The following is an 11,987-nucleotide window of genomic DNA, read 5'->3' on the forward strand; positions in this document are numbered from 1 at the left end:
GTCGATGAGCGGCGTCAGCCTGTTCCCGGTGTTTCTGGTCGGCCTGGCCGGCAGCGTGCACTGCGCCGGCATGTGCGGCGGGATCGTCGGCGCGCTGTCGCTTCCGCGCGCGCCGGGCTTGGCCGCACGGGAACCGGCTTTCCCGGTGCCGGTGCGGACCGTCGCCGCGAGCGCGGGTGCCACGCTCACCGGCGTGGGGGCCTATAACGCGGGGCGCATCGCCAGCTACATGACGGCCGGCGCGCTGGCCGGGGGATTGGCCGGCGGCGCGGCCTCGCTGGCGGCGTTGCCGGCCGTGCAGGCAGGCTTGTATTGGGCCGCGAACCTGATGCTGGTGGCGCTGGGGCTGTTCCTGATGGACGCCTGGCGCGGCCTGGCCCGCGTCGAGCAGGCCGGCCAGGCATTGTGGCGCCGTCTCGCGCCGCTGCTGCGGCGCATGAACGGCGTCGGGACCAGCGGCGCCCGGACCGGCGGCGCCCGCATGTTCGTGCTCGGCGCCCTGTGGGGCTGGCTGCCGTGCGGCATGGTGTACAGCGTGCTGGTGACGGCCATGCTGAGCGGCTCGGCGCTGGACGGCGCCGGCGTGATGCTCGCCTTCGGCCTGGGCACGCTGCCGATGCTGGCCGCGCTCGGCCTGGCGGGCGGGCGCCTGCGCGCGTTGATGGCGCGGCGCGCGGTGCGCCTGTGCTGCGGGTTTGCGATCCTGGCCTTCGGCATCCTCGGCCTGGCGCGCGCCGCCGGCGGCCTGCCGGCCGGCTGGATGCACGGGCTGTGCCTCGGGAGGCCGGCATGAGCGCGGTGCTCGAAGAAGCGATGCGCGCCGCGGGCGGCGCCGCCACGGCTGCCGCGCGCAACGCGCCCGCAGGGTGTTTCCACTGCGGCTTGCCGGTGCCGCACGACAGCGCCTGGCAAGCCACGATCCGCGGCGAGGTGCGGCGCATGTGCTGTCCCGGCTGCGCGGCGGCGGCCCAGGCCATCGTCGACGGCGGCTTCGCCGACTACTACGCGACCCGCACCGCCTACGCCGCCCAGGCCGACATCGAGGCCGCCAAGGCGCCCGAGCTCGACCTGGTCGACGACGGCGATGCCGACGGCGCGGCCAGCTTCACGGTGGAGGGCATCCGCTGCGCCGCCTGCGTGTGGCTGATCGAGCGCCGCCTGCACGACTTGCCCGGGGTGCTGGACGTCAGCCTGAACGTGGCCACCGAGCGCCTGTTCGTGCGCTGGGATCCGTCCGGCTGCCGCGCCAGCGCCATCCTGCGCACGCTGCGCGCGATCGGCTACCTCGCCTATCCCTACGATGCGCGGCGCCACGGCGAGCAGCTCGAGCGCGCGCGCAAGCAGCTGTTCCGCCAGCTGTTCGTGGCCGGCCTGTCGATGATGCAGGTGATGATGTATGCGGTGCCGGTGTACATGGCCGACGAGGGCACGATGGACGCCGCGATGACGGCGCTGATGCACTGGGCCGCGTTGTTCCTGACCCTGCCGGCGGTGCTGTATTCGGCCCAGCCGTTCTTCAAGGGCGCCTGGCGCGACCTGCGGCGCGGCATGCCGGGCATGGACGTGCCGGTCGCGCTCGGGATCGGCGCCGCCTTCGCCGGCAGCCTGCAGGCGCTGGTCACCGGCAATGGTGACGTGTATTTCGATTCGGTGACCATGTTCGTGTTCCTGCTGCTGGGCAGCCGCTACCTCGAACTGGGCGCGCGCCGCAAGGCGGCCGGCGCGCTCGAGCGCCTGCAGCAGGGCTTGCCGCCGTCGGCGCTGCGCCTGCGCGGCAATCCCCTGCTGCGTGACACCGAGCTGGTGACGGCCGGCAGCCTGCGGGTGGACGACCTGGTGCTGGTGCGCGCCGGCCAGGCGGCGCCGGCCGACGGCATGATCGTCGAGGGCGACACCGACGTCGATCTGGCGCTTCTGACCGGCGAGAGCCGCACCCAGCGCCGCGGCGTGGGCGACCTGGTGCCGGGCGGCGCGCTCAATGCGGGCGGCGCCATCGTGCTGCGCGTGACCTCGACCGCCCATGACAGCACGCTGTCGATGCTGGTGCGGCTGGTCGAGCGCGCGGGGCAGGGCAAGCCGGCGCTGGCCCTGTGGGCCGACCGGGTGGCGGCCTGGTTCGTGCTCGGCTTGCTGGCGCTGACCGTGCTGGCCTATTTCGCCTGGCTGCAGGTGGACCCTGGCAAGGCCTGGCAGGTGGCGATCGCGGTGCTGGTGGTGTCCTGCCCGTGCGCGCTGTCGCTGGCCACGCCGACCGCGCTGGCCGCCGCCACCGACCGCCTGTTGCGGCGCGGCGTGCTGTCGGTGCAGCCGCACACGCTGGAAACCTTCGACCGCGCCACCCATGTGGTGTTCGACAAGACCGGGACGCTCACCCATGGCCGGCCGGTGCTGCGCCAGACCCTGCCGGTGGGCAGCCTGACTGGCTTCGACTGCCTGCGCATCGCCGCCGCGCTGGAGGCCGACAATCCGCATCCGCTGGCGCTGGGAATTCGCGAGGCCATCGTCGCATCGCCCGCCGAGGCCGCGCGCGCCGAACGCACGCAGTTCACGATCGGGCAGGGCGTCGAGGGCTGGGTCGATGGGCGTTACTACCGCCTGGGCAGCGTCGCCTGGGTCGCCGGCGTGGCCGGCGGCGTGGCGCGCGTGGCGGCGCCGGTGGGCACCACCTCGGTCTGGCTCGGCAGCAGCGAAGGCTGGCTGGCGCGCTTCGACCTGGCCGACGGCCTGCGGGCCGACGCCGCCGAGGTGGTGCGCCGCATCCGCGCCAGCGGCAAGACGGTGATCCTGCTCAGCGGCGACGAGCAGCATGCGGCGCAGGCCGTGGCGGCCCGCCTGGGCATCTCGACCGCCATCGGCGGCAAGCTGCCGCAGGAGAAGCTGGCCTATGTACGGCGCCTGCAGCAGGATGGCGCGATCGTGGCGATGGTCGGCGACGGCATCAACGACGCAGCAGTGCTGCGCGGGGCCGACGTCTCGTTCGCGATGGGGCGCGGGGCCGAACTGGCGCAGCTGCATGCCGACGGGGTGCTGATGGGCGACAGCCTGGCGCCGCTGGCCGACACCCTGGACACGGCGCGCCGCACGCTGGCGGTGATCCGCCAGAACCTGGCCTGGGCCACGGTCTACAACGTGGCGGCGATTCCGGCGGCGGCGACGGGGTTGTTGAATCCCTGGCTGGCGGGGATCGGCATGGCGGCCAGCTCGGCCGTGGTCGTACTCAATGCGCTGCGCTTGCGAAGGGATTAGCGATGGAAGCCTTGTATTTGCTGGTGCCGCTCAGCGTGCTGGTGGTGGGGGTGGCCTTGTGGGTGTTCTTCGGGGCGGCCGAGAGCGGGCAGTTCGACGATCTGGAAGGGCCGGCGTATCGCGTCTTGCAGGATGATGATCGGTAGGGTCGGAGGCATGGCCGCCGACCCTGCGTACGCCACGGCGACGGATCACATCGTCGGTCCGCGCCCGGTGTGGGTTTCCTTCTCGATGCGGTCCTGGCATTCGATGCAGGTGCGCACCGTCGGCGTGGCCAGCAGGCGCCCGTCCGGGATCTCGCGGCCGCACGACTCGCAGATGCCGGCGCCGCCGGCCTCGAGCTTGCCGAGGGCGACGTCGATCTCGTGCAGCGTGTTCGCATCGTGTTCGGCCAGGTGGACCTGGTCGTGGCTGATCATCTCGGCGGTCACGCGGTCGTCGCCCGGCACCTCATGTGCGAGCGGCCCGATCTGGGGAGCGTCACCCTCGTCGGCCGTGGTGCGCGAACGAACGGCGCCGAGCAGGTCTTCGCGCGCCTGGTGCAGGCGCTTGGACATTTCTTCGTGAACGGATTGGGAAAGAGGCGGCATAGCGATTCCTTATTGGTTGGTGAGGAAAAGCCCCCCGGACTATGGCGGGCCGTCTAGTTTTGGACCTGATTCGTCTCAAAACGATGCCCGTGGAATCGTGGAAGAAAGCGTCGCAGCTCAGCGCACGGTAGGGCGACAAACGGGCTACAACATCCGTTCCTCATACTCTATCCATCAAGGAACATTTTGATACACATCAAGGATTTTTAAGGTTCGTAAACGCACACTCCTGGCTGTCACTACATCGTGTCATTTCAGGAGAGCATCTTGGACAGCAGTCTAAACTATAACTACAAGATCGTGCGCCAGTTTGCCATTGCGACCGTGGTCTGGGGCGTGATCGGCATGGCGGCAGGGGTGTTCATCGCGGCCCAGCTGGCCTGGCCCGCGCTCAACTTCGACATCCCATGGCTCAGCTACGGACGCCTGCGTCCGCTGCATACCAATGCGGTCATTTTCGCCTTCGGCATCTGCGGCCTGTTCGCCACCTCGTACTACGTGGTGCAGCGCACCTGCCAGGTGCGCCTGTTCTCCGACAAGCTGGCCGCGTTCACCTTCTGGGGCTGGCAGGCGGTGCTGCTGTGCGCCGCGGTCACGCTGCCGATGGGCTTCACGCGCGGCAAGGAATACGCCGAACTCGAATGGCCGATCTCGATCCTGATCGCCATCGTCTGGGTCGCCTACGCCGTGGTGTTCTTCGGCACCCTCGTCAAGCGCAAGGTCAAGCACATCTACGTCGCCAACTGGTTCTTCGGCGCCTTCATCCTGGCGGTCGCCATCCTGCACATTGTGAACGGCATGACGTCGCCAGCCTCGTTGATGAAATCGTATTCGGTGTATTCGGGCGTGCAGGACGCCATGATCCAGTGGTGGTACGGCCATAATGCGGTCGGCTTCATCCTCACCGCCGGCTACCTGGGCATGGTCTATTACTTCATTCCGAAGCAGGCCGAGCGCCCGGTGTACTCGTACCGCCTGTCGATCGTGCACTTCTGGGCCCTGATCTTCACCTATATGTGGGCCGGTCCGCACCACCTGCACTACACCGCGCTGCCCGACTGGACCCAATCGCTGGGCATGGTGTTCTCGATCATCCTGCTGGCGCCGTCGTGGGGCGGCATGATCAACGGGATCATGACCCTGTCGGGCGCCTGGCACAAGCTGCGCTCCGACCCGCTGCTGAAATTCATGATCGTCTCGCTGTCGTTCTACGGCATGGCCACCTTCGAGGGCCCGATGATGTCGATCAAGACCATCAACGCGCTGTCGCACTACACCGACTGGACCGTCGCCCACGTCCACGCCGGCGCCCTGGGCTGGGTCGGCTTCATCACCATGGGCTCGATCTATTACATCATCCCGCGCGTCGCCGGCAAGAAGCAGATGCACAGCGTCGCCATGGTCGAAACGCATTTTTGGGTCGCCACCATCGGCGTCGTCCTCTACATCGCCTCGATGTGGATCGCCGGCGTGATGCAGGGCCTGATGTGGCGCGCGGTGAATCCCGACGGCACCCTGACCTATACCTTCGCCGAAAGCGTCAAGGCCACCTGGCCCTATTACGTGATCCGCGTGACGGGCGGCGCCCTGTACCTGTGCGGCATGGTGCTGATGGCCTGGAACACCTGGATGACGATGCGCGGCACGAAGAGCGTCGACGTCCCGATCCCGGTCGGGCCGAAGAATCCGCGCGGCGTGGTTGACGCCGAGCATGTCGTCCCAGCCTAAAGAAACCAGGAGTCTGCAATGAAATTCACCCATGAGTGGATCGAGAAGAATGTGTGGCTGCTGATCGGCCTCGTCCTGCTGGTCATCTCCTTCGGCGGCCTGGTCGAGATCGTGCCGCTGTTCTTCCAGAAGTCGACCACCGAACCGGTCGCCGGCCTGAAACCCTATTCGCCGCTGCGCCTGGCCGGCCGCGACGTCTACATCCGCGAGGGCTGCTACGGCTGCCACTCGCAGATGATCCGGCCGCTGCGCGCCGAGACCGAGCGCTATGGCCACTACTCGGTGGCCGGCGAGTCGGTCTACGAGCACCCGTTCCAGTGGGGCTCCAAGCGCACCGGCCCCGACCTGGCGCGCGTGGGCGGCCGCTACAGCGACGAATGGCACCGCACCCACCTCGACAATCCGCGCGACGTGGTGCCCGAGTCGAACATGCCGGCCTATCCGTGGCTGGCCACGACCAAGCTGATCCCGGCCGAGATCATGCCGAAGATGCGCGCGCTGCGGCGCGTCGGCGTGCCCTATACCGACGCGGAGATCGCGGAAGCACCGAAAGACCTGGTCGACAAGACCGAGCAGGACGCGCTGGTCGCCTACCTGCAGGGCCTGGGCACCCAGATCAAGACGAGGAACTGAGATGGCAATCCAACAGATATTCGACGACGCCAGCAGCGTCATGACCGTGATCAGCTTCGCGACCTTCATGGGCATCGTGGGCTGGACCTACCTGCTGCACAAGGGCAGCGATTTCGACGCGGCGGCGCGGCTGCCGTTCGCGGACGGCGCCGACCACGGCGAGGAGCATTGACATGGCCGACTTCTTCAACGACTTCTGGCACTACTACGTCGCGGTGATCACGGTCCTGTCGATCGCCGGCTGCGCCATCCTGCTGTGGTCGCAATCCAGGTTCAAGGTCAGGCTCGACGCCGCCGGCAAACCGGAGATGACCACCGGCCACGTGTGGGACGAAGACCTCACGGAGCTCAACACGCCGATGCCGCGCTGGTGGATCGTGCTGTTCTGGCTGTCGATCCTGTTCGCGGCCGCCTACCTGGTCATGTACCCGGGCCTGGGCGCCTGGCGCGGCACCGTGGGCTGGAACCAGGTCGGCGAGTACCAGGCCGAGCTGAAACAGGCGAAGCTTGAGTACGGCCCGCTGTTCGAACAGTACAGGAAGCTCGACCTGAAGGCCGTGGCCGCAGACCCGCAGGCCCACGCGATCGGCGAGCGCCTGTTCCTGACCTACTGCTCGCAATGCCACGGCTCGGATGCGCGCGGCAGCAAGGGCTTCCCGAACCTGGCTGACGCCGACTGGCTGCACGGCGGCGAGCCGGACATCATCAAGACCACAATCATGAACGGCCGCACCGGCATGATGCCGCCGATGGGCGCGGCGCTGGGTTCGGACAAGGATGTCGAGAGCGTGGCCCACTACGTGCGTTCGCTGTCCGGCCTGTCGGCCGATCCCATCAAGGTCGCCTTCGGCAAGCCGAAGTTCGCCACCTGCGTGGCCTGCCACGGCGCCGACGGCAAGGGCAATGCGATGCTGGGCGCGCCGAACCTGGCCGACAAGACCTGGCTCTATGGCGGCAGCGTCGAGACCGTGATGGAGACGATCCGCAAGGGCCGCACCAACACGATGCCGGCCTTCGGCGACTTCCTGGGTGAAGAGAAGGTCCACGTGCTGGCGGCCTATGTGTGGAGCCTGTCGAATCCGACCTCACCGGCGTCAAGCATTCCGACGAAAGCGACGGCCGCAAAATGACAGACCCTGCTGGAGCGCCGCGCGAAGCGGTCGTCCGCATGTACGCCGCGCGGGAAGACATCTTCCCGCGCGAGATCAAGGGACGCTACGCCACGCTGCGCTGGGCCTGCGTCTGGCTGACGCAGATCCTGTTCTACGGCCTGCCATGGCTGAACATGAACGGCCGCCAGGCCGTCCTATTCGACCTGGCCAGCCGCAAGTTTTACCTGGCAGGCATGGTGTTCTGGCCGCAGGACTTCATCTACCTGGCGGCGCTGCTGATCGTGTGCGCCTATGGCCTGTTCTTGGTCACTGCGGTAGCGGGCCGCGTCTGGTGCGGCTTCGCCTGCCCACAGACGGTCTATACCGAGATCTTCCTGTGGATCGAACGCAAGATCGAAGGCTCGCGCAGCAGTCAGCTGCGCCTCGCGCGCCAGCCGTGGAATGCGGAGAAGGTCGTCAAGCGCGGCGCCAAGCACCTGTCGTGGGGCGCGGTCGCGCTCTGGACCGGCTTCACGTTCGTCGGCTACTTCGCCCCGATCCGCTCGCTGGGCGGCGAGATCGCGGCCTTCGGCCTGGGGCCGTGGGAAACCTTCTGGATCCTGTTCTACTCTGTCGCCACCTACGGCAACGCCGGCTGGCTGCGCGAGCAGGTGTGCAAGTACATGTGCCCGTATGCGCGCTTCCAGAGCGCGATGTTCGACAAGGACACGCTGATCGTCACCTACGACGTCGAACGCGGCGAGCCGCGCAACGGCCGCAGGAAGGGCGAAGCCCAGGCCAGCGCCGGCAACGGCGGCGACTGCATCGACTGCAGCCTGTGCGTGCAGGTGTGCCCGACCGGGATCGACATCCGCAAGGGGCTGCAGTACGAGTGCATCGGCTGCGCCGCCTGCGTCGACGCCTGCAATATCGTCATGGACAAGGTCCGGAAGCCGCGCGGCCTGATCCGCTATGCGACCGAGAACGGCCTGGCGCAAAAGCTCGGCGCGCTCGAGATCCGGCGCCGCATGCTGCGTCCGCGCGTGCTGCTCTACGGCGCGGTGCTGGCCATGCTGGTGGCGGCGATGGGCACGTCGCTGGCGCTGCGCAACCCGCTCAAGCTGGACGTGATCCGCGACCGCGGCTCGATGGGACGCGAAGTCGAGGATGGCCGCATCGAGAACGTCTACCGGCTGCAGGTGATGAACACGAGCGAAGCGCCGCAGACGCTGCGGGTGAGCGTGAGCGGCATTCCCTCGGCCACGGTGGTGGATGACGGCGCCATCGCAATGGAAGGCGCCACCACGCGCGCGGTGCCGGTGCGGGTGCGGGTCGACCCGGGCGCCGGCAAGCCGGGGTCGAACAGGATCGAATTCACGGTGCGCTCGGTGGGCGATCCGGACCTGAGCGTGAGCGAAGGGGCAGCTTTTATTGTACCTAAATGAGCGTTCCGAAGTGAGGCCTGTATGAGCAAGGAGAAGAATATGCAAGCGACCAACCCCAACTTCCCGCAGCAGGCGGCGCCGTGGTACAAGCACCGCTGGCCGTGGTTCCTGATGATAGGTCCGGTGGCGGTGATGATCGCCACCGGCGTCTCGGCCTGGCTCGGGGCGCAGCAGCCGGACGCGATGGTGGTGGCCGACTACTACAAGCAGGGCAAGGCCATCAACCAGGACCTGCGGCGCGACCGCGTCGCCACCGCGCTGGCGCTGAGCTTCGAGGCCCGCCACGATGCGCAGGCGGGGCGCCTGAACGGACGCCTGGCCAGCGGCGGCCAGCCGGTGGTGGCGCCATTCCACATCCGGCTGGCGCATCCGACCCTGCCGGAGCGCGACCTGGTGCTGGAGGCGCTGCCCGATGCGCAGGGGCGCTTCGCGGCCGCGCTGCCGACCCTGGAGGCGACCCACTGGCAGGTGGTGGTGGAGGGCGCGGCGCGCGACTGGCGGCTGGCGCGTAGCTGGAGTCCGGCGAAGCAGGCGCTCTTGATGATCGAGGCCGACGCTAGCCCAGACGCGCGATGAGGCGCACGTAGACCAGCTCCGCGACCAGCTCCACCAGCGTCTGCGTCACGATGATCGCCGGCAGCAGCGGCACCGCGCCCGGCACGGCCAGCGCCAGCGGCAGCACCACCAGCGAGTTGCGGGTGGCGCCGCTGAAGGCGACCGCGCGGCCGGCGGGCGCGGCGAGTCGGAACAGGCGCGCCACCAGCCAGCCGGCGGGCGGGGCCAGCAGCGCGAAGGCGATGTAGACCGGCGCCACCTGGAGTGCCGTATCGAGCGCCTGGCCGAGCTGCGGCAGCACCGACGCCACCACGATGAACAGCACCAGCGCTGTGGCCGGCACCGGCAGCAGGCCAAGGATTGTCGACGCACGTGCGCCGGCCTGGCTGCGTGCGGCCCAGAGCTGCAGCGCGACCGCCAACAGCAGCGGCACGGCGATCAGCCACACGAAAGCGTCGATGAAGGGACCCGGCTGGACCAGGCCGGCCGTGTCAATGCCGAGCAGGATGCGCAGGTAGACCGGCAGCATCAGCATCTGCGCGACCAGCAGGACGGGCGTCGCCGCCAGCAGCAGGCGCGCATCGGCGCGGCCGAGATGGGAGAACGTCACCACGTAGTCGATGCAGGGCGCCAGCAGCACCAGCAAGACGCCCAGCCGGATCAGCGGATCGTGCGGCACGAAGGGCAGGAGGCCGGCGACCAGCAGGGGAATGACGATGAAGTTCGTTACCAGGAGGGCGCCGAGGAAGCGGGTGTTGGTGAAGGCGCGTCCCAGTTCGGCCAGCGGCACCTGGAGGAAGGTCACGAACAGCATGAGGGCCAGGGCAGGATTGACCGCGGGCTCCAGCGCCGTAGTTCCCGGCAGCGCCAGCGCCGCCAGCGCGGCCAAGGCCACTGTCGCGAAATAGATGCCGATCTGGTGGTTTTCCAGCTTGTCCCTGATGTGCTGCATGTGGTGTCGTCGCTTTCTTCGTGGAGGATGGCAAGCCCGTGCAAACTCGCCAAGCGGGCATTATACGGAGCGCGGCCCTGCCTTCAGGTAGTCGTGAGGTAAGATGCCGTCCAATTGCGATTCATCGGGAGAGGAAGTGCAGTACCGGAACCTGTTGTTGTACTGGCTGGCGATCGGCGTCCTCGGGATGCTCGCGTTTCGCCTGCCCCTGGTCGGCTTTGCGCTCGGCATCGGCGCGCTGCTGTACTTCGTATATGCGATTCCCTACTGGCTGCTGTTCGTGGTGTTCTTCCACCAGCGTCCATACAGTCGCACGGTGTTCGGCATGGCGCGCCGCACCTTCGCGATCAGGCTGGCGATCGGCGCCGCGGTGGTGTGCGTCGGCAGCCTGCTGCTGGGGTGGAAGGTGCTGGCCTGCCTTGGCGCGGCGGTGCTGTATTACTGCGGCGAGATCGAACTCAAGGACCGGATGATCGCCGCCGCACGTGATGACTTCGACCTCCCTCAGTGACGGCATAGGGGCGAGGACTGCGCCGCCCATGTTGCCGCATGCAGCAGCGTCTCCCTCGCCGACTCTCCCGGCCTCGTTGGAACCTCGGGCGCTATGCCGCCGCGGATGACCGGCGCGTCGCCGATCGCATAGCGCGACGTCGTCAACGCGAGCATGGAGCCATCCGCCATCCGGTGCGCGACATTGGCGGTCGTCGCTCCGTACGAGGTCTGGCCGAAGGTGCGCGTGCGCGGGCCCTCTCCCATCAGGGCGATCAGCAGCATTTCCCCGGCGCTGCTGGTGCGCTGGTCGACGAAGACGGCCAGCGGCGCGCCCGCGAAGCGCTGTAGCGGATTGTCCGCTCGTCCCTTGAACCGTGCTTCCATCTGGCGCAGCTGCGGCGGGTTGACGAAGGCCGTGCGCTTGCCGTCGCGTCCGACCCAAGCCGCCGCATTGTCCTGGCCGAACAGGGGATGCATGACGATGAAGGGTGGCCAGGCGTTTCCTCCAAGCTGGGCGCTCAGGTCGACAACGAGGGCGCAGGCCTTGTCCGCACCCGGCGTCGTCGCGTAGTCCGCGTGGAAGCGCTGCAGGAATAGTGGCGCCTCGGTCTGCAGATCGCCCATGCTTTGCGGCGGCGTCCAATGCAGCACCACGCCGTGGGCCGTCAGGACCAGCGCAAAGGACGATGCCGTTCCTTGAACGCGCGTGCTCGCAAGGCCTTGCTGGACCCGGTGTCCGGTCGATGGCGGCCGGATGGACGAGTGGCCATCCGCGTCGAGGGTGCCGAGCATCGTGTTCACGTGCTGGAACAGCGACTGGCGATCGACCTCCACCCCAGTGCCGTCGAGCGCCGCCAGGAGTCGCGCCTTGGCGCTCGCGTATTCGTTTTGATTACGCGGGTACAGGCCTTCGGCTTCGACCAGCTGGATGGTCCGCTGCACCACGTCGCGGGCCGTCTGTGCCGGGATCGGATCCGTCATGGCGGGTGCCTGCGCCAGCGCGTTCGGCAGGAGCAGAATCGTCGCCGACGCCATTGCGAGAGTGCTCACCCATTTTCCGTGCCTGCCTGCCGCCATGCTCGCTCCGTTCGTATAGTCCAGTCATTATCCTAGCCGCGACCCGCCATGCAGTGAGAGTAAGTTGCCACCGAATGTAAGACGCCGTACGTACGCCGCCCGACAACACCGGCGTTGTCGATCTGTTTACTTCCATGTTAGATTCCTTGGCGGCAATTGCTACGCGCCGCAGATAATC

At 68.0% G+C, this 11,987-nt stretch carries 13 protein-coding genes; 10 read left to right on the top strand and 3 right to left on the bottom strand.

Features of this window, described 5'->3' with window-relative positions:
• Positions 1 to 4 precede the first annotated feature (4 nt).
• The 3 genes from LO55_RS16775 to ccoS are packed head-to-tail and all read left to right on the top strand — an operon-like array spanning position 5 to position 3,392.
• Positions 5 to 793, top strand: a complete 789-nt coding sequence (locus tag LO55_RS16775) for a sulfite exporter TauE/SafE family protein (RefSeq protein ID WP_071362336.1) — start codon at positions 5 to 7, stop codon at positions 791 to 793.
• A complete protein-coding gene (locus LO55_RS16780; protein ID WP_083415381.1) occupies positions 790 to 3,246 on the top strand; it encodes a heavy metal translocating P-type ATPase in 2,457 nt (818 codons plus the stop codon). The genes LO55_RS16775 and LO55_RS16780 overlap by 4 nt, the downstream gene beginning before the upstream one ends.
• A gap of 2 nt (positions 3,247 to 3,248) precedes the next feature.
• Positions 3,249 to 3,392, top strand: coding sequence for a cbb3-type cytochrome oxidase assembly protein CcoS (gene ccoS, locus LO55_RS16785; protein WP_005667205.1), 144 nt, complete (start codon positions 3,249 to 3,251; stop codon positions 3,390 to 3,392).
• Between the two features lie 45 nt (positions 3,393 to 3,437).
• Here the strand turns inward: ccoS and LO55_RS16790 are convergent, their stop codons facing one another.
• Positions 3,438 to 3,836, bottom strand: a complete 399-nt coding sequence (locus tag LO55_RS16790) for a TraR/DksA family transcriptional regulator (protein WP_071362337.1) — start codon at positions 3,834 to 3,836, stop codon at positions 3,438 to 3,440.
• A 267-nt stretch (positions 3,837 to 4,103) separates the two neighbouring features.
• Between LO55_RS16790 and ccoN the strand changes: the two genes are divergently transcribed.
• Genes ccoN through LO55_RS16820 form a run of 6 tightly spaced genes read left to right on the top strand, consistent with a single transcriptional unit; the run spans position 4,104 to position 9,309 of the window.
• The gene (gene ccoN, locus LO55_RS16795) at positions 4,104 to 5,564 is read left to right on the top strand and encodes a cytochrome-c oxidase, cbb3-type subunit I (RefSeq protein WP_071362338.1); all 1,461 of its coding nucleotides are present in this window, start codon (positions 4,104 to 4,106) and stop codon (positions 5,562 to 5,564) included.
• An 18-nt stretch (positions 5,565 to 5,582) separates the two neighbouring features.
• Complete coding sequence (gene ccoO, locus LO55_RS16800) at positions 5,583 to 6,197, top strand: cytochrome-c oxidase, cbb3-type subunit II (RefSeq protein WP_071362339.1); 615 nt, start codon at positions 5,583 to 5,585, stop codon at positions 6,195 to 6,197.
• 1 nt (position 6,198) lies between these two features.
• Positions 6,199 to 6,369, top strand: a complete 171-nt coding sequence (locus LO55_RS16805) for a cbb3-type cytochrome oxidase subunit 3 (protein WP_071362340.1) — start codon at positions 6,199 to 6,201, stop codon at positions 6,367 to 6,369.
• Between the two features lies 1 nt (position 6,370).
• Positions 6,371 to 7,327 carry a cytochrome-c oxidase, cbb3-type subunit III gene (gene ccoP / locus LO55_RS16810; RefSeq protein ID WP_071362341.1) on the top strand — a complete coding sequence of 319 codons (957 nt, stop codon included), beginning with the start codon at positions 6,371 to 6,373 and terminating at the stop codon, positions 7,325 to 7,327.
• Positions 7,324 to 8,733: a cytochrome c oxidase accessory protein CcoG gene (ccoG, locus tag LO55_RS16815; RefSeq protein ID WP_071363826.1), complete on the top strand. Its 1,410-nt coding sequence runs from the start codon at positions 7,324 to 7,326 to the stop codon at positions 8,731 to 8,733. The genes ccoP and ccoG overlap by 4 nt, the downstream gene beginning before the upstream one ends.
• Positions 8,734 to 8,772: 39 nt before the next feature.
• A complete protein-coding gene (locus LO55_RS16820; protein WP_071363827.1) occupies positions 8,773 to 9,309 on the top strand; it encodes a FixH family protein in 537 nt (178 codons plus the stop codon).
• Here the strand turns inward: LO55_RS16820 and LO55_RS16825 are convergent.
• Positions 9,290 to 10,240 carry an arsenic resistance protein gene (locus LO55_RS16825; RefSeq protein ID WP_071362342.1) on the bottom strand — a complete coding sequence of 317 codons (951 nt, stop codon included), beginning with the start codon at positions 10,238 to 10,240 and terminating at the stop codon, positions 9,290 to 9,292. The two genes, LO55_RS16820 and LO55_RS16825, sit on opposite strands and share 20 nt — an antisense overlap.
• A 136-nt stretch (positions 10,241 to 10,376) precedes the next feature.
• Between LO55_RS16825 and LO55_RS16830 the strand changes: the two genes are divergently transcribed.
• On the top strand, positions 10,377 to 10,751 hold the full coding sequence (locus tag LO55_RS16830) for a hypothetical protein (RefSeq protein WP_143054542.1): 375 nt from the start codon (positions 10,377 to 10,379) through the stop codon (positions 10,749 to 10,751).
• Here LO55_RS16830 and LO55_RS16835 read toward each other — a convergent pair.
• The gene (locus tag LO55_RS16835) at positions 10,745 to 11,782 is read right to left on the bottom strand and encodes a S41 family peptidase (protein WP_177185537.1); all 1,038 of its coding nucleotides are present in this window, start codon (positions 11,780 to 11,782) and stop codon (positions 10,745 to 10,747) included. The genes LO55_RS16830 and LO55_RS16835 overlap by 7 nt on opposite strands.
• Between the last annotated feature and the right edge of the window lie 205 nt (positions 11,783 to 11,987).

This window comes from Massilia timonae (assembly GCF_001866515.1).
In the GTDB taxonomy this organism is placed as follows: domain Bacteria; phylum Pseudomonadota; class Gammaproteobacteria; order Burkholderiales; family Burkholderiaceae_D; genus Telluria; species Telluria timonae.